This is a genomic window from Lactobacillus crispatus (assembly GCF_018987235.1).
GTDB classification, from domain to species: Bacteria; Bacillota; Bacilli; order Lactobacillales; family Lactobacillaceae; genus Lactobacillus; species Lactobacillus crispatus.
Map to the genome: position 1 here is coordinate 2,012,828 of NZ_CP072197.1, position 18,479 is coordinate 2,031,306.

Below are 18,479 nucleotides of genomic sequence, written 5' to 3' on the forward strand. Positions count from 1 at the left end.
TAAAATTTCTCACATCATGTTTGAACTACTCCGTGGAATAGAGTAGTTCTTTTTTTGCGTAAAAAAATAGCCAGACCGAATTCAGCCTGACTTCTGTTTTTTTAGCGATGTTTAATTACGTGAATACCATAAGCGATTAAGTAAATTACCACTTCGATCGTTGCAATAAAGAAAGTTACCGGCCAGTTGGTGATAAAGCCGAGATACAGTCCAGCCCACACGCCAACTAAAGCGAAAAACACGGACCAACTGATCATTGCTGGTATTGTTTTACCAATATAGCGCGCCGTTGAAGATGGCAATGTTAATAGAATGAAGACTAGCAATGAACCAACAATCTGGGCACCGATAGCAACTGACATAGCCAAGGCTACCAAGAAAGCAATACCAACCCAGCCAGTATGTACACCATGTGCAACGGCACCGATATGGTCAAATGAGTCAAAATTCAAGCTTCGAGCTACCAAAATAATTAATAGTAAAACTAGAATTGACAAAACCACTAGCTGAATCACGCCTTGTTTATCAACACCGATGATACTACCAAACAGAATATTAGTAGCGTAACGGCTATTTGATCCAGAAATGGCTAAGAACAGCACACCTAGCCCAATAAACAGAGCTGAGATCGCACTAACTGACGATTCTTTTTGATCGCTGTGCAAGGACAATTCTCCTACTCCAATTGAACCGAGCAAGGTAAATAGTAGCATCCCCCATAACGGTGCAATGCCGATAAAGACGGCAAAAGCTGCTCCAGCAAAGCCGATTTCTGACAGTGTGTGAGCTAAAAAAGCATAACTCCGTGCTACTACATATACACCGACCACGCCACAGGTAATCGCAATGAATGTACTAGCTAAGAAGGCATAACGCATAAATTCGTATTGAAACATTATTCGAAATCCTCCTTAAATTTATCCATCTTTCCTTGCCTGATCGTTCCCTTATTTAAATATAGATAATCAGTCATATACTTTTTAGCTAAAGGAATATCATGAGTGACAAACAAAACGGTAATTTTGTGTTCACGATTCAGGTGCTTGATTAATCCCATCAATTCTTCCTTAGCAGCCGGATCTAGGCTAGCTGTTGCTTCATCTAAGATGATCATATTGGGATGATCAAGTAGAGCCTGCGCTAAATATGCACGTTGTTTTTGTCCACCTGATGCCTCACCCATTCGGGTATTCTGAATCTTTTCTAAATGAGTTTCTTCTAACTGATGATCAATCTGTTCCTTAACCTTTTTGGTCTTAAACAATGGGGCGTTAAGTCCAATAAATGCGCGAATCGACAATGGATACTCCGCATCAATATTTCTAAACTGGGGTACATAACCTAACTTAACGTCTGAATCAAACTTAAAGTTGCCCGCAGTCGGCTTTAACATCCCCATTAAAATCTTAATTAAGGTGGTCTTCCCTGTTCCATTAGGTCCAAGTAGTGCAGTCATTGACCCGTCTTCAAGCTGAAAACTCAAATCTTGAAAAACATCTTTAGTATCAAATCTCATCGAGAGATCATTTACTTCTAAAATCACTCTTCTCCCCCCTCCCTAAGTTGCTATTATTTTTCTATTTTAGCCAAATTTTGATAATTTTCTTTCATCCAAGCCAAGTAAGTAGTGTGGTTAGGAATAGTCTCCCGCACATTTAACACTGGAATATTATTTTCCTTAGCTAATTTTACAAATGACTTCACAGTTGAACTGCTTGCCTGTGTATTGTTAACAAAGAATGCAATCTTCTTTGCTTTAATTTCATTATTCATTTGATTAATCATCTTAGGACTCGGATCAGTACCATTCTCAATTGCTTCTTCAAAGCCCTTATCCCCAATCTTGTATCCTGCTTCTCTTAAAGCATAATCAAAGACAGGTTCACTAACAAAGACTGGCTTACTATTTTTCTTATTAGTCTTCACCAATTGTTTAACTTGATTAATCTTAGCTAAATACTTGTCACCATTAGCTTTAAAATAAGCTGCATGCTTTTTATCAAGCCTAGATAAACGCTTAACTAGGTAATTAACATACTTGGTTGGCATACTTAGATTGTACCAAATATGCGGATTATCCCCCTTCTTTAATCCCATCAAGTCTTCACCAACTAAGACAGGCTTTTTGCTAACAGAACTAGCTAGCTTATTCATCCAAGAATCATAGCCTAAGCCATTAGCAACAATAATATTTGCCTTGGTCAATTCTTTAGCATCTGCCGTAGTTGGTTCAAAATCATGAGGATCAGTACTGCTATTGCTAATGATTGCCTTAGCCGTACCATATTTTCCTACAACATTTTTAGCAATATCTGCATAAACATTGGTGGTGGTAATGATCGAGACTTTACCCGAATTGCTCGTCGAATTTGATCTATTCGAGCAAGCTGAAACTAACAGCGCAATAACGCCAATTAGTCCCAAAAAAGAGATTAACTTCGTAATTTTAGATTTCGCATTTTGCATAAAATATCCTCCTTGTGCAAAATAAAAAAGCATTTAAGTTAGAAAATTCAGCATAAATTCTAACTAAAAGTTAGAATAATCTAGTTAATTACATATGTCAACATATTTTTGCATAGACAAATAGCACCAGTCTCCCATAAGCCTGATGCTATCAATAATTTAAGTCATAAAATTTTGCTGAATTTTATTAAATGCTTTGTTCTAAAATTACATTATTATATAAACATATTTTTATATAATTGTCAAACTAAACTAAAATTCTTCCTTCACGTGCTGACGCAAAACATCTAAGATTTTAATCACATGCTTATCTTCTAAGCTATAATAGCGCTCCTGCCTAACCCGCTCGCTCTTAACTAGCTTAGCCTCTTCCAAAATACGCAAGTGACGCGAAATAGCTGGCTGACTAACATCAAACTGCTTAACTAAATTATTAACACTACTTTTTTGATTATCATTTAAATAATATAGGATTTGAATTCGAATCGGATGATTCAACGCTCTAGTAATCCGAATAATTTGCTCGTCCAATTTCTTCACCCATTCATACTTTTTAATTTATTATAGCTTAAATTTAGGTACAAAAAAACGCTACCCTTCGGGTAGCGCAAAACATAACAGAGTATCTTGATTTAAGTAGAGATCATCAAGATATTTATATTATAATACGTTTTTGCCAAAATGTATTGTTTTTTGATTAATAACCAGAATTATTTAATAATACTAATATTCGATATTACTTATAGTATTATTCGTTTGGGTCTTCTTTGACATTCTTCTTCCAGAAACTCATGATTAAACCAGCAACGATTGAACCAATAATAGTAGCTAGGAAGTAGAATAAGATGTGGCTTGGACCACCGATGTTACCAGCAAGTGGTGATACCCAAAGACCACCGTGAGGAGCTGGGACACCAACGTGCCATAAACCAACTAAAGCACCACCGACAGCTGAACCAATGATACATGATGGAATTACACGACCTGGGTCAGCAGCAGCAAATGGAATAGCACCTTCAGTAATGAATGAGAAGCCTAATACCCAGTTAGAAACACCGGCACGACGTTCTTCTACAGTGTACTTGTTCTTGAAGAATGTAGTACCAATTGCAGTAGCAAATGGTGGAACCATACCACCCACCATTACAGCAGCCATCAAGATAGCAGCAGTAGCTGAGTGAGGGTCGTTAGCAAATGCACCTGAAGCGAAGACATAAGCAGCCTTGTTGAAAGGACCACCCATATCGATTGACATCATTCCGGCAAGGATAGTGGTCAAAAGTACCAAGTTACCAGTACCCATTCCGTTCAAGAAATGAGTAATAGCAAAGTTAATGCCACTAAAGATTGGGTTAATGATGTAGAACATAATTGCTGCAATAAAGAGCAATCCTAAAATTGGATAGAACAGCATTGGCTTCATACCTTCAACAGAACGAGGTAATTTAGCAAATACTTTCTTCAAACCAACCATCAAGTAACCAGCAATAAAACCAGCAGCAATACCGCCTAAGAAGCCGGCTGGTGAAGTTGCGTGAGCTTGAACGTTAACTTGGAATTGACCGTTAACAATAGAGGCCATGTAACCACCAACAAAACCTGGCATTAAGGCTGGCAAATCACCGATTGATTCAGCGATATAGGCTGCCAAAACTGGAACCATGAAGGCAAATGCCAAGTTACCAGCATTGTTTAAAAAGATGAAAGCAGGAGTCTTAGCGCCACCCATGTAGTTTTCTACGATGAATGAGATGGCCATTAAGATACCACCACCAATAACGAATGGAAGCATGTGACTAATACCATTCATCAAGTTCTTGTAGATACCTGCCCACAAACCTGGCTTCTCAGTTGATGAAGATTCAGTTGACTTGTCTTGAGCACTTGCACGGTAAACATCAGCCTTACCACCCATAATGTCATCAATCAATTCGCCTGGCTTGTTAATTCCATCAACAACAGGACGGTTAACTAAGTGCTTGCCGTCAAAACGTGGCATATCAACTTTCTTATCAGAAGCGATAATAACACCTTTAGCACGCTTGATTTCATCAGGAGTCAACTTATCCTTAACCCCTTCTGAACCGTTAGTTTCAATTCTAACTTCGATGCCGCGCTTCTTACCTTCCTTAATCAAGGCTTCTTGAGCCATGTAAGTGTGGGCAATACCGTTAATACATGCAGTAACACCAACAATCAATGGCTTGTTGTCGTCATCACTTGTACCTTGAGCCTTAGCAGCTTCCTTAGCCTTCTTAGCTTCAGCTGCCTTCTTGTCTTCTTCGTCTTTTTTAGCTTCAGCCTTTTCAAAAAGATCGATAACTTCTTCAGGAGTCTTAGTATTCTTCAAAGCTTCAACTAAATCAGGATCAATTAACAAACCTGAAAGTTTTGCTAATGCTTGAAGGTGAGTATTGTCAGCACCATCTGGTGCAGTAATCATGAAGAATAAGTGAACTGGTTGACCATCAAGTGAATTATAGTCAATTCCTTCCTTACTCTTGGCAAATAATACGCGTGCCTTGTTAATAGATTTGTTACGTGCGTGAGGCATCGCAATTCCGCCACCAATACCAGTAGTTGATTCGTTTTCACGTGCCCAGATTGACTTAATAAAAGCATCTTCGTCGTTAACGATATCAGTTGCTACTTCAAGGTCAGCCATTTCTTTAATGGCATCTTCTTTGTTCTTAGCCTTAAGCTCCATAATCATGGAGTCAGGGCTTAAAATATCCTTGATTCTCATATTTTTCCCCTCGTTTTTTATTAAGAAATTTGCTCAACTTTGATTTGTGGAAGAACAGCATCAATTTGGCTCTTAACTGCAATATCCTTAGTAAAGGCGGTAGCGGCACCACAAGCCATTCCAATTCTGAAGCCTTCCTTAGGATCTTGGGTCTTGTAGTAGGTACCAACGAAGCCGGCAATCATTGAATCACCTGCACCAACTGAGTTAACAGCAGTACCAACAGCACCCTTAGCATGGTAAACATGATCCTTGGTAAGAAGGAAACCACCTTCACCAGCCATAGAAACCATCACATTTTGAGCACCCTTATCTAAAAGCTTTTGTGCGTATTCAAGCATCACATCACTTGAATCAAAAGTTACGCCAAACAAGTCTGCTAATTCATGGTGGTTAGGCTTAATTACTAGTGGCTTATATGCCAAAGTATCAAGTAAAGCTTGTCCAGTAGTATCAACAACAAATTCTGCACCTGCTTCTTTAATAGTAGGAAGCAATGATTGATAGAAATCAGTTGGAAGGCTTGGAGTAAGAGAACCGCTCATTACTACAATGTCGCCCTTCTTTAAATCGTTTAAACGATCCTTAAAAGCAGTGATTTCTTGGTCGGTAATGTTAGGACCAGCCGCGTTAATTTCAGTTTCCTTTTCAGCGTGGATCTTAACATTCACACGAGTGTTATCTGAAATAGTAACGAAGTCACTTTCAATTCTCTTTTGATTCAATTGACGAACCAATTCCTTACCAGTGAAGCCACCTACGAAGCCCCATGCCGTATTATCAACATTTAATTGGTTAAGGATTTGAGAAACATTAATTCCCTTACCCCCTGCTAAAAATGAATCATTGTTAGTTCTGTTAACTTCTCCGCGGTTAACTTTTTCTAATTGAAGAACATAGTCAAGCGCTGGATTAACAGTTACTGTATAAATCATCCTATTTTGCCTCCTCTAATTCAATACCGACTGGTAATGACCGTTTTTGACCTGGTTTTAGTTGATCAGTTACCACAATCACGTCACTTGTATTGGCAAACACAGCAAAGTTACGCTCACCGATTTTACTATTATCAGTTAATACATAAGCGTGTCTTGCCTGTTTGATTTCGGCTGCCTTAACCGCAGCTTCCTCTGGATCAGGTGTAGTTAGATTGCCATTTTTTTCAATTCCATTAGCACCAACGAAGCTAGCTGAAAAATTCATTGCCTTAATCTGACTTAAGGCGGTCTGACCTATAACAGCATGCGTATCGTCCTTAACTTCACCGCCAATTAGAATTGTGTTAATCCCGTGATTTAAACTGCATAAAGCAGTCTCTACACCATTAGTAATAATCTTGACGTTAGCAACTTCTGCTAAAAATGGTACCATCTCATAAGTTGTTGTTCCTGCATCAATGAAGACATTGTCACCTGGACGAACAAAATTCTGCACGGCATATCTAGCAATAGTGATTTTTGCGTCATGATTCAAACTGAAGCGAACGTTTTGTGATACATCACGAGAAAAATGTTTAACTGATTGGGCACCGCCATGAACACGCTTAAGGATCCCATTTTTTTCCATCTGAATTAGATCTCGACGGATAGTTGATTCAGATGTTGCGGTTAAGTCACATAATTCACTTACGCGACATAACTCGTGTTGATTAACATAGTCTTCGATTAAGCTTTGGCGCTCCTGAGTCAGCATCATTTCTCACCTCGATAAATATTGTATTCGCTTTCTCCTCCAAAATCAATCATTTTTCTTCAAAAAGTGTCATTTTTATTTATTATCGTTCAATAAAATTCATTTATATGCAAAAAAGATGCCGTTTTTTGATTGAAACGACATCTTTTCTTCATCATTTTGAATTATTCTTAGTCATTTTACCCCATTTGACTAAGAATCAGCAAAGATGACTAAGAAAGAGAACCCAAGATCTATTAACCTTGCTAAAACAAAACACGCCGAATCATTATTGATTCAGCGCGTTTTACTATTAAATATATTTTGTCTAGCCTTTCAAGCTACGCTTAAAGTTTTGCCATGGGCCGACATCATCTGTTTGCAAAATCAAGTTTGGATAGATTTTTCTAATCCAGATAAATGACGCTACTGTAGCGGCTAAAGCAATTAAAGCAGAGATAGCTGCCTCTAAATTAGTTGCGTTACCCATAATTACTCTAGCTGGCATTACAAATGATGATAGAAACGGGATGTACGATAATACTTTAGTAAAAATCGTATCCCCACCTGATTGCATATTGACTGTGAACAAGAACCCGATCAACATCAATGTAGATAGTGGTCCCACCGCTTTGTTGGCATTCTCGCTTTTAGCAACCAAAGCGCCACAGAAAGCTGCAAAGATAATAAACAATACCAAGCCGATTATCGTAAACACCAATCCCCAAGAAGCCAGATTGCCAATTGCTTGATCAATCATCGGCTTATACTGTCCAAATAAATCGCTAAAGCCATCGATGTATGGGGCCGCGCAATAAACTGCCACAAAACCAACAACATAAATTAACACTTGGGTAATAATTTCACCAAAAATACCTAAAATTTTCCCAGTGAAATAATCGCCACCTGGCATACTCGAAAAGATTACTTCCATTATCTTGGTACCCTTCTCCGTAGCGATATCTTGTGCTGTTACTTGCGTATAAGTGATCACAAGCATGTACAAGATAATCAGCAAAGTCCAGAAGGAAATTTGCTTAACAGGATCATTGTCAAAGCTCTTCTTCTCAACATGCTTAACTTGTTGCTTAAATTGCGCCCGCGTAGCTAAAGTCTGAGTCTGTTTTGTCGTTAGCTTGGCCTTACTTAAATTCAATTGTTGCTGGGCGGTGTTTAGGCTCGTTAGCAGCTCTGATTTTAGATCACTGTCCATTTTTTCATCACTATAGTAAGTTGCAGCTAATTGATTATTCTTTTGTTCAATTAAAACATAGCCATCGATATCTTCATCTTTATACGCCTTTTTAGCCTTAGCTTCAGTGCTATAGTTGTCAAAGTCTTCTGACTTTTTAATTGCTTGCTTTAAGGCAGAATTAGAAGTAACTACCCCGACATAGTTGTCATCACTACCGCCAGCTGATACCATTCCGATAACAAATGAAAAGAAGACGAGCAGAAACGGTGCTAAAATCATCAACAAATATGACCAAGTTTTCACTTCTCTACGGTAGGTTTCTTTAGCGACAAGCCAGATCTTATTCATGACGAGCACCTGCTTTCATCTTGAAAATTTCGTCTAAAGTTGGAGGTTCCTGGTCAAAAGTCTGGATATATTGACCGGCCGAAAGTTGGTTAAAAATATCCTTACCATATTTTTCGTCTGCAAGAATAAGCAGCTTCATTCCATTGTTTTGCAAAATTACATCTTTTACACCTGGCAAGGCTGATAATTCAGCAGCACTTTTGTCTGTCCTGACAAAAATTCGAGTTAAACCAAAGCTGTTCTTAATTTCATTTACTGGGCCATTCAAGACGATATGCCCATCATTGATCATTACGACGTCATCGCACAATTCTTCCACGTTACGCATATCATGATCAGAAAAAATGATTGTAGCGCCTTTTCTTTTTTCTTCCAAAATCAGCTGCTTCAGTAGATCGACATTAACAGGATCTAGTCCACTGAATGGTTCATCTAAAATAATCAATTTAGGTTGATGAATTAAAGTCGCAATCATCTGTACTTTTTGTTGGTTACCTTTAGACAAAGACTTAATCTTATCCATGGGGATCCCTTTAACAGCCAAACGTGATAACCAATCAGGTAATTCTTCTTTTACCTTTTTAGCCGGCATCCCTTTAAGGCTAGCTAAAAACACTACCTGATCTTCAATGGTTAACTTAGGCATCAAACTTCGCTCTTCAGGCAGATAGCCAATATTGTCATAATCTTTAGCGTTGAAAGAATGTCCATCAATACTAATCTGACCGTCATAATCAACGAATTTCAAAATACTATGAAAGATCGTCGACTTACCCGACCCATTTTTACCAACCAGTCCAAGAATACGCCCATCTGACACATTGAAACTAACATCAAACAAAACCTGTGTTGACCCGAAGCTTTTATTTAGGTGTTCTATTTTTAACATAATTTTTCCTCAACTTTTCTATGTTATTGATCGAATATCTAAGAATAATTATCGCCAAAGAATGCAAGCACATCCAAAATATTCAGCAACAATTGACGCCAATATGCTTGCCAAAAATGAGGATATACCTTAGTAGATTTCCTAATAAATCTTAGTTGATAACCATCTGATGTTTTGTTCCGCATTACCTGGGGAATAGTAACTAACCAACATAGTGTAATTACTATAACAATTATCATAATTATAGAAATAACTGTATTTTTCATGGCATTCATTCCTTTTTAACTTCTGCTATGGGAATTATGTGGTACATATACTAATAATTGTCGCTATCATTTTCTGCTTTAAGCTTAAAATATCCGATACTTGTATAGCCTAACCAGATCAACAAGATAACAATAACGGTACATAATTTTCAAGTTGTACCATTACCAGTAATACTAAAAATTGCGACAATTAGTGCAATAACAGAGAAAATCACAGCACCAGTGAATTGTTTTTTAGCTTTTTCCAACATTATCTATCCCCTCGGCTTTTTATCTAATGGTTATTAGACCTAGAAGTACACCGTCAAAGAACTGCCATAAAGTATCGGTTGAAAAAATTGTTTTTACAATATCAACTGACCCCCAATTGGTTACTAAAGTAATCACTACACTAGCTGCAGCAACCACTACTCCTGTACCAATAACTTGAGGAGCAAGTTTCAACACTTTCTTCTGCCATGGAATCTTTGATGTGACCGTTTTATTAAGGACTAAACTTGCGGACATAATGCCACCAATCATTAGACCGAAAGCCAATCCAGCTCCCATCGACATAATAATTTGAAAAGGTTGAGGCGAACCAGCGGTCTTAACATACATCATCACAAGAGCTAATATTGGTCCAACAAGTGCTCCAATTCCCATGCCTTCAATAATTCGTTTGTTTTCACGGGCAAATTTTTCGTTATTCATTGTTCTTACCTCAAGGAAATTTGTTTTTCATTTTTAATTAAACAAATCCGAAAACTTAGTCGGAATGTTGTTGTTCTTGGCGAAGTATTTTTTGAATGCATCCGTAAAGCTTAATTGATCTTTTTCTCTATTTTCAAGCAAATCATGAACAGCTAAGAATGCTGTAACGGCATAATTAACAGCTAAAACAATCAGTAAGCCGAGCACAATATAAATTAGGTACAGCATTTTTCTTTCCTCCAATTCAGCGATTATCTCCCAGGAAATAATCTTTTATCCTTTTAAATTAATCATATCCCCATCATTTATGTAAAAGGTAAAACCGTCCAATTCTGTCATTTTTCGGACTGATTTTGCATTTTATTCTTCATCTTTTTTATAAACTAATAAATCCCCTGGTTGACAATCCAAGACTTCACAGATCTTGCTCAACGTGTCGAAGCGAACGCCATGCGCCTTTCCTGTCTTTAGGATTGACAGGTTAGCCGGCGTGATGCCAACCTTCTCTGCCAACTCCTTTGAAGACATCTTTCGCTTCAAGAGCATAAAATCTAGTGTCACTTCAATCATCTATATCAACCTTTCTAAATAATCGAGTCTGCATCCTCCTGAACCTTCGTTCCGTACTTGAATACCAAGTAAACTACGTACAATACTGCTAGGAAAAGCAAGCCGGTTCTCACACCACTTGGATAAAGTACATTATTCGCATATTTAATGAACCAAGCGCGGTGAGTCATGAGCATAATGAAATCTATTATTGAAATGATGGTATATCCAGCAACTGAAATTAGTAACTTCTTGAGTAAATTCAAATTACTATCAGCAAAGTAAACTTCTTGCTTGATATTCTTAACAATTAATCTGGCATATCGACAGATTAAAAAGGCCGCAATGCTCATAAGGATCATTAACAGCAACATAACTATTAATACTCCAACATAGCTATCAACTGATACGCCTTTTACATACATACTACTTTCAAATCCAGCACGAAAATCTGGATTTTTTATGCCAAATAATATAACACCGCCCATAACGATCCACATAATTATTCCTATTACACAGATTATCTGGTAGATCCAAGCAAAAACTGTCAATAAATTCAAAATAAACTTTTTCATTTTTTTATCCTCTCAAAATCTGGATGATTCTGTATATAGCACTGCCAACTACACCCGTTACTCCAATTACTAATAATGTAATTCTAAGAACACTCCACGTTCCGCCAAAGTTAGCAAACACTAAGATTGTCATTATTATCAGCATTCCAACAATTGAGCCTACCTGTCTTTTCTGGAAGCATATCTATCCCTCTCTTCCATGAAACTATCTATCTATCTCTTTCTTATTCCTTTTTATAATTATTGTATTACGATAATTTATAATTGCAATACAGAAATAAAATATTTTTTTAGGATAATAAAAAATACCAGGTCAGTCATTAAACCAACTTGGTATTATGTTTTATCTTCCAAGCTACTGCTTTTTACTTTTCTTCTTATAGTAAGAGTTCATGAAAATATTCATAAAGATAACAAAGGCTACACTTTCAACTATATTCCAAAATACTGTTCCAAAGCTTAATGTTTTGTACTGAAAATAGTCCCATACCAATCCTATTAACAGGGCCAAAATACCAGCGATGATACTTCTGTTTCTAACTTGGCGCTCGGTTAAAATTTTATTTTTCATAATTTTTACCCCATTATTATCATATCGAAAAATAGGAAATCTATTAACCGAATTTTCTATTTTTTAATATTATCTATGTTTATGTTTTTTATGTCTATTTTGTTTGGCGAAATCTTTAACAGCGCCTTCTACACATCCTTTTATCATACCACTTCCGCTAGGGAGCGCGTCAATGAAACCCGATAAACATGATCCACCTACACCAAGCCAGTTAGTGCCACCACTTACTTTTTCTAATTCTTTATAATTCATTTCTTTCATCATAAAAGTTACCTCCTTTTTTACAAATGTGATACACAAGAAACTGATCCGCTAATAATACCCACATTAGCACCAAATATAGCTCCACCTACTGTACCAATTGGAGTACCAAATGCAGTGCCTGCAATGCCATATTTTAGTCCATCCTTCAACGCTCCCATTCCAATAGCTTTAGCACAATTTGTGATTTTTCTACGGCGTCTTGCTTTACCACCGTTACCACCGAAAACAGCTGACAGTTATTCATAAGTTAAAGTTTCAAATTTGTTCATGTTTTTCGCCTTTATAAAACTTCTAATTACAATTTTCATAAGTGAATTAAGTTTTACCTCTCTTCAACTTACACACTAATAATACAAAACAATTTACCTTCATTGGCGTATAATACAGATTTAGCACGAAACAAGATCTATTTGGAAAATATTTACCAAATCGGCCAAGTTTTCGTATATTAGTAATTTACAAAGGGTTCTTATTAATTGTTACGCTAACTTGATATTCTGTTTTATAAATCCGAAAACTAGTAAAAACATAGACACAATGCACTTATTATGAGAATGGCTAACAAAAAAATCTTCTCATAGCCAAGGCTACAAGAAGATTGCCATCACATTAATGCATAAACTGATACGCACGCTCTTTACTTTAATAAAACATGATCAATTATACGACTATAACATAGCCACTCAAAACCAAAAACTTGAGTCGAAATCAAATAATCATTTTTAGCATAGTAACCTACGAAAAAAATCACAAGTTTCATAGGTTTCTTTGCGTTATCTTCTAAGTATTACGATATTTTCTATTGGAGATATTTCTAGCCTATTCGCATCAGTATTTTTTTCAATACTTATCTACTAGTTATTATCTACCTCTATGAAAAGAACTTTGGAAAAACTTAGGATTTTCCAAATAAACGTCTCGTTTATGATTACCACCTTTCTTACTGTATAAAGGTAGCATGTGTTCAGTATCAGTTAGACCAATATCATCTACAGAACCTGACCCACCTAAAATTCCGCTTAAAAGTACTTCATCTTTAGAAATAATGATTCGTTTCATCTACTTTTCCTCCTTAGTTTTCTTTCCTAATGAAATGCCCAAAACTAAACTGATTAAGATACTAATCATTCCAATTAATTGACCCCAGATATTATCCTTCTCACCTGTAGATGGTAAAGACTGAGTAGAACCATTTTTAATAGTGTCATTTTCCAATCGCTTTAACTTAGTAATTCTATTTTGATTGTTCTTAACGGCACTATAAGGCTTGCTTTGCACTTTTACTGAATCAAATTGTTTATTTTCTTTCACACTTCCGTGTTTTTCACTAACTGCTGCTAGAATAATATTCTTTTTATGCGATTTAGCTGTTTTCTTGACCTTAGTGGCTACGATTTTAGGTTTTACTGGCTTCTTCACAGTTTTCTTCTTAGTTTCAGCTCTAGGAGCCGCATACTCTTGATTACCTGTCGTAACTTTAGTCAGATCTGCAGTAGAGCTAGCAACATTTGCAGCATTCTCAAATACGCTATTTTCAACAAAGTCAGTAATAGCAACGTCATTGCTAGACTGTGTTTGATCATCTTCAGCTACAGTCACTTCAGGTATTTCATTACTTTCAGATTCAGTAGTATTATCATCCTTCGGTTGATCCTTAATTACTGCCTGTTCCACTAATTTATTAGCTGCATCAGAATACAAAAAGTTATATAACTCTTGTCCCGTCTTTTCTCCACCGACCCATGCACTAATAATTTTTCCATTAATAAATCTCATTGTAGTTGGAGTACCTGGAATACCAATTTCTTTGAAGGCATACTCATGTGCTCCTTCTTCAGCATCAATATTGAAATAAAGCCGCTTACCTTTAACGATTTCATTGAAATCTTTTAAATCAGGTGAAAATTGTCGACAGTAGTAACATGTTGGACGACCGATATACATAAGATGTTCTTGATTATTTTTCTCTGCTAGAAGATCTTTTACTTCTTGCATTTTTACTCTATGAAAACCTTTTACATTGTTCTCATAATCTTCAACAGATACCTCATCTTCATCATCTTCACTATCTTCCTCATTTGCATTATTAGGATCTTGATTATTAGTATTCTGTGACTGATTATTTTGATCTTCAGAAGCTGCTGGCTCTTCTTCCTGCTTATTTTGAGTTTGAGCTGCTTCGTTCTTACTACTAGTTTTCTGCTCAGATTCGGAAACATTTTTATCATCATTTTCTGTTTTAGATACTACTTCACTTTTATTCTCTTGAGAAGTATTACCTTCATCCGCATGCACAATAGTACTATTCATCATCAATAAGACTGCTGGGCTCAACATTAACATTAATATTTTTTTCTTATTCATAGATCTTCCTCCGTATTTTTTATAACTAAGAAAAATATATCAATTATCAGCTATCTTTTTGGTTATCAGACTTATTCAGTACACTTTTTGACCAAATCAGTTATCAAAACAATTGGAATTTGATTCTAACTAAAAAAGAGCTTTTCAGCTCCTTTTAATTTTGGTTAAGAATTTTATCCTTAAAATATTCAAAATATGTACTCTTACCTGTAATAATAGTTGCGTTGCCTTCCATCCCATATTTCAAATTTTTCTTGGACTTGGCCTTACAGATTACTTCATAGACATTATTTCCACGTAGATTAATGGGGTATACTCCAATTTCTTTCACTTTTCCTACTAATCTATCCATTGTTCCACTAGCATTAGCTACCTGAAAATACAGTGTTTGGCCTTTTTTTATTGCCCCAATTTTATTACCTGGGAAATAAGTAACTACATTGACCGTTCTTTTAGCCTTAATCATCGGAAACAAGTGAACTGTATTCTCCTGTTTATCATCAAGATGAACTAGCCATTTTTCTCTATTTCTTCTAACAATTTGTCCTTCATGATAGTTTCTATTGGCAATATTAAGTGTATTTTGTGGTTCTACAATTCCGGTAGATGTAACTGTACTTTGTCTAGTTGCAAAGAAAGAACCGACTATTAAGATCAGAACTAAAATTGCCATAGGAATAATAATCATAGTTGAAAAATTCTTGAATTTATAGGAATAGTATTCGGTACTCTCATAGTCTTTATTATTCATAACGTTGCTCCTAATTCTCAACTAAGTTATAGTAAAAGCCATGTTTCTGCATTAATTCCTCATGACTTCCTTGCTCAACAATTTGACCATGATCTACAACCACAATATTGTTAGTCCTTTGTGCAATTGCTAAACGATGAGCAATAAAAATAATCGTTTTATCTTTTAATTTCATTAAATTATCTACTACTTTTTTCTCTGTAATCGTATCAAGCCCGCTAGTGGCTTCATCAAAAATTAAAATTTTAGCCGGTGACAATAATGCACGTGCAATAGTTAGCCTTTGCTTTTGCCCACCGGATAAAATCTTGGCATTTTCATCCATCTTGGTTTCAAACTGCAGTGGTAATTGTTCGATTTCAGACTCAATTTCTGCTATCTGACAGGCTTTCAATATATCTTTTTCTGTAATATCTGGTCGACTACCTAAAAGCAGATTTTCTTTGATTGTTCCTGAGAAGATGTATGGTGTTTGGGGAACATAGTTTACGTATGACCGTAAGACATGCTTATCTACTTTAGTAGAATCAAAACCATTAAAAGTTAACTTGCCTTTGCTTGGAGAGAAGAAATCAACTAAAAGTTTGACCATAGTAGACTTACCTGAGCCACTCATCCCTACGATTGCCAACTTATCATTGGGTTCGATTTTTAAATTAATATCTTTTAATACATCAACTCCATAGCCATAATGGTAGTCAACATGATGATATTCAATCTCACCTGCTAATTGCTTGGCATCCCTAATCTGAGCATCTTTCTGGAACTCACTCTTAACCATGTATACTTCATTCAATCGATTTTGTGCTACATTAGCTGATTGTAAAGTTGGTTGAAGATTAATAATGCTCTGAAGTGGATCTACAAAATACGATAGTAATGCGTTGAAGCTCATTAATTGACCAATGCTCATCTGCCCGTTCATTACAACCTTAGCCCCTACCCAGAGGATAATTACATTGAGAGATAACTGAATGAAGGTCTTTAAAGCTGACTGCAAAGATTCAGTTTTACTGTAACGAAAAGATTTCTTGAGGTAATCGACGAATTGACTATCAATCTTACGATAACGTGTTTGTTCGCTATTTAAAGCTTTGATTGTTTCAATTCCCTGAATATCTTCAATTACTGATGAACTTAATACAGCGTTACTCTCCATCTGATCATTGTTCATCTTATCGAATTTCTTAGTAAAGCCAAGAATCACAATCGCATAAAAAGGCAAGGCCAGCAATGTTACTACAAATAAAGTGGAGTTCTGAATCGCCAGCACAATTCCCATCACAATTACAATCGAAAGATCAAGAAATAATGAAATCACCGTACTAGCCAAGGCATCAATTATTCGACTTGCATCTGAAAAACGCGAGGTGATTTCACCAGTTCTGCGAGTGACGAAGAACTCCATAGGTAATTCAAAAAGATGACGAATATACTGCAAGTTAAGGTCAATGCTTAATCTTTGACCTAGAACATTAAGTAAGAGGCTCTGACCATAAGAAAAGATGGAATTAAATACGTAGGCTACCAGTAAACCAATTGCCAGGATAGAAAGAGTCTGATATGTGCCATTAGGAATATATGTATCAATAACCCCTTGTAAAAAATATGAACTACAGATACTAATAATTGTCATTAACAAAGAAGCTAGAATAATATTCGTAAGCAAGCTTTTCTGCTTAAACATATAAGGAAACAATGACCATAAATTACGTTTTTTCTCTTTGATTGGCTCAAATTTATCGTTAGGTGCCATCAGCAAAGCGATTCCTGTCCATTCTTGAGCAAACTTATCCTTTGTCATTTTGGTTAAGCCGACACTAGGATCTGGGTCAGCTATAATCAAGTATTTTTGAGTAGCTTTTAATACCACGTAATAGTGTAATAATTCACCTTGCTTTAGGACATGAACAATGAACGGATATTGAACATCTGTATCTGAATCAAACAATGACATATCAGCTTTAACGGCTTGAGTATTTAAATTAAAAGCTTGAGCCGTCTTTACTAAGCCTAAAGCAGTAGTTCCCTCCAAGTTGGTTCGTGCGCTATGACGCAAATGTGCTAATGATACTCTAGAATGGTACTTCTTTAAAATCATTGCTAAACAAGCAACACCACAATCTGATTCATCTACTTGTGGCACATAGATTGATTTATATTGTATTAACATATTTATCCCACCTCTTTCAGTTCTATAAGCCAATTATGACAGGATTAGTAATCTAAAAGTAAAAAAATACCGAATCAGTCGTTTTTTAGACTGATTCGGTATTTATATTCATAACTAAAATCTAGAAGAGAGGGGAAGCATATTCATTATGTAATACAAATCAACTTTTAGATGCTTTGCGAAAGACGATATATAATGCAAGCCCACAAAAGATTCCTACAATTAAATACATTCCAATTAACAATGCTGTATTTTCAACCATAACTTTACTCATTCGGTTACCTACTTGTAAGATCAGCATCACAGTAAGAATTATCCAGCTACCTATCATGCCAATCAAAAAGTATTTTAAGAAACCGCCATTACCAGTACTCTTTTTAGTACTCTTTTTAGTATTCTTATTAATACTAAGTAGCCAAATCATAAATGCTGTAAATACGATACTTTCAAATATAGTTTCAATAACATAAATAATTGTTATCGGTTCTTTTAGAACTACATTTAATACAATATCTAAAACAAAATATAAACCACCTGCAATAATGCTTCTAGTCATTATTTGTTTTTGTGACATAATGTTATCCCTCCTCATACCATTTTTTATCTATGAGTGGCTAAGTAACCTACACAAGAAGCTGAGCCTTTAATAATCCCAATACTTCCACCAAACATCGCTCCACCAAAAGCACCTACTGCTGCGCCTGCGGCGGTACCAGTTAAAGCACCAGTTAGAGCACCAGTCCCTGCACCTCTTAAAATATAGCCTCCACATTTAGCTACCTTACCATTATGACCATGCGTTCCACCAACTACATCAGTCAACTCTTCTTCGTTTAAAACTTCAGCTTTACTCATTTTTATTACCTCCGGTAATGCACATCTATCTTGTTTTCACAATTTACCAAAACATAGCATTATTTATCTATATTCTAATCAAAAGGTAAGATTACCGATAGCC

General features: G+C 36.0%; 22 protein-coding genes. All 22 read right to left on the reverse strand.

Going from position 1 to position 18,479, the window contains the following annotated elements:
* Positions 1-101: 101 nt before the first annotated feature.
* The 22 genes from J6L97_RS09810 to J6L97_RS09920 all read right to left on the reverse strand — a co-directional run bounded on the left by J6L97_RS09810 (position 102) and on the right by J6L97_RS09920 (position 18,376).
* Positions 102-896 (reverse strand): metal ABC transporter permease, encoded by a 795-nt coding sequence (locus tag J6L97_RS09810; RefSeq protein ID WP_005721027.1) that lies wholly within the window; start codon positions 894-896, stop codon positions 102-104.
* The gene (locus J6L97_RS09815; protein WP_005721761.1) at positions 896-1,543 is read right to left on the reverse strand and encodes a metal ABC transporter ATP-binding protein; all 648 of its coding nucleotides are present in this window, start codon (positions 1,541-1,543) and stop codon (positions 896-898) included. The genes J6L97_RS09810 and J6L97_RS09815 overlap by 1 nt, the downstream gene beginning before the upstream one ends.
* A 26-nt stretch (positions 1,544-1,569) precedes the next feature.
* The gene (locus J6L97_RS09820; protein ID WP_013086924.1) at positions 1,570-2,466 is read right to left on the reverse strand and encodes a metal ABC transporter solute-binding protein, Zn/Mn family; all 897 of its coding nucleotides are present in this window, start codon (positions 2,464-2,466) and stop codon (positions 1,570-1,572) included.
* Between the two features lie 252 nt (positions 2,467-2,718).
* Positions 2,719-2,997 carry an ArsR/SmtB family transcription factor gene (locus J6L97_RS09825; RefSeq protein ID WP_005721765.1) on the reverse strand — a complete coding sequence of 93 codons (279 nt, stop codon included), beginning with the start codon at positions 2,995-2,997 and terminating at the stop codon, positions 2,719-2,721.
* A 217-nt stretch (positions 2,998-3,214) separates the two neighbouring features.
* Positions 3,215-5,212, reverse strand: coding sequence for a PTS fructose transporter subunit IIABC (locus tag J6L97_RS09830; protein WP_005721021.1), 1,998 nt, complete (start codon positions 5,210-5,212; stop codon positions 3,215-3,217).
* Positions 5,213-5,232: 20 nt separating this feature from the next.
* Positions 5,233-6,147, reverse strand: coding sequence for a 1-phosphofructokinase (pfkB, locus tag J6L97_RS09835; RefSeq protein WP_005721020.1), 915 nt, complete (start codon positions 6,145-6,147; stop codon positions 5,233-5,235).
* Between the two features lies 1 nt (position 6,148).
* Positions 6,149-6,904: a DeoR/GlpR family DNA-binding transcription regulator gene (locus J6L97_RS09840; RefSeq protein ID WP_005721017.1), complete on the reverse strand. Its 756-nt coding sequence runs from the start codon at positions 6,902-6,904 to the stop codon at positions 6,149-6,151.
* Between the two features lie 307 nt (positions 6,905-7,211).
* The gene (locus J6L97_RS09845; protein ID WP_023488211.1) at positions 7,212-8,426 is read right to left on the reverse strand and encodes an ABC transporter permease; all 1,215 of its coding nucleotides are present in this window, start codon (positions 8,424-8,426) and stop codon (positions 7,212-7,214) included.
* Positions 8,419-9,315, reverse strand: coding sequence for an ABC transporter ATP-binding protein (locus J6L97_RS09850; RefSeq protein ID WP_023488212.1), 897 nt, complete (start codon positions 9,313-9,315; stop codon positions 8,419-8,421). Before J6L97_RS09850 ends, J6L97_RS09845 begins: the two co-directional genes overlap by 8 nt.
* A 536-nt stretch (positions 9,316-9,851) precedes the next feature.
* A complete protein-coding gene (locus J6L97_RS09860; protein WP_013086932.1) occupies positions 9,852-10,274 on the reverse strand; it encodes a hypothetical protein in 423 nt (140 codons plus the stop codon).
* A gap of 33 nt (positions 10,275-10,307) precedes the next feature.
* Entirely contained in the window at positions 10,308-10,502 is a 195-nt protein-coding gene (locus J6L97_RS09865; RefSeq protein ID WP_013086933.1) for a hypothetical protein, read from the reverse strand.
* A 132-nt stretch (positions 10,503-10,634) separates the two neighbouring features.
* Positions 10,635-10,844, reverse strand: coding sequence for a helix-turn-helix domain-containing protein (locus J6L97_RS09870; protein WP_003549779.1), 210 nt, complete (start codon positions 10,842-10,844; stop codon positions 10,635-10,637).
* A gap of 14 nt (positions 10,845-10,858) precedes the next feature.
* Entirely contained in the window at positions 10,859-11,398 is a 540-nt protein-coding gene (locus tag J6L97_RS09875) for a DUF2975 domain-containing protein (RefSeq protein WP_054832731.1), read from the reverse strand.
* Positions 11,399-11,753: 355 nt separating this feature from the next.
* Entirely contained in the window at positions 11,754-11,969 is a 216-nt protein-coding gene (locus J6L97_RS09880) for a hypothetical protein (RefSeq protein WP_005721007.1), read from the reverse strand.
* Between the two features lie 69 nt (positions 11,970-12,038).
* Entirely contained in the window at positions 12,039-12,233 is a 195-nt protein-coding gene (locus J6L97_RS09885; RefSeq protein WP_005721006.1) for a bacteriocin, read from the reverse strand.
* 17 nt (positions 12,234-12,250) lie between these two features.
* Positions 12,251-12,391, reverse strand: a complete 141-nt coding sequence (locus J6L97_RS11160) for a hypothetical protein (protein ID WP_223876340.1) — start codon at positions 12,389-12,391, stop codon at positions 12,251-12,253.
* A gap of 703 nt (positions 12,392-13,094) precedes the next feature.
* Positions 13,095-13,292: a hypothetical protein gene (locus J6L97_RS09895; RefSeq protein ID WP_005721002.1), complete on the reverse strand. Its 198-nt coding sequence runs from the start codon at positions 13,290-13,292 to the stop codon at positions 13,095-13,097.
* Complete coding sequence (locus J6L97_RS09900) at positions 13,293-14,597, reverse strand: DUF6568 family protein (RefSeq protein WP_057726335.1); 1,305 nt, start codon at positions 14,595-14,597, stop codon at positions 13,293-13,295. It abuts the gene before it with no gap.
* Between the two features lie 154 nt (positions 14,598-14,751).
* A complete protein-coding gene (locus J6L97_RS09905) occupies positions 14,752-15,348 on the reverse strand; it encodes a hypothetical protein (protein ID WP_005720997.1) in 597 nt (198 codons plus the stop codon).
* Between the two features lie 10 nt (positions 15,349-15,358).
* Positions 15,359-17,521, reverse strand: coding sequence for a peptide cleavage/export ABC transporter (locus J6L97_RS09910; protein ID WP_057726331.1), 2,163 nt, complete (start codon positions 17,519-17,521; stop codon positions 15,359-15,361).
* 160 nt (positions 17,522-17,681) lie between these two features.
* On the reverse strand, positions 17,682-18,095 hold the full coding sequence (locus J6L97_RS09915; protein ID WP_054832730.1) for a hypothetical protein: 414 nt from the start codon (positions 18,093-18,095) through the stop codon (positions 17,682-17,684).
* Between the two features lie 26 nt (positions 18,096-18,121).
* Positions 18,122-18,376 (reverse strand): Blp family class II bacteriocin, encoded by a 255-nt coding sequence (locus J6L97_RS09920; protein WP_013642493.1) that lies wholly within the window; start codon positions 18,374-18,376, stop codon positions 18,122-18,124.
* Positions 18,377-18,479: the final 103 nt, after the last annotated feature.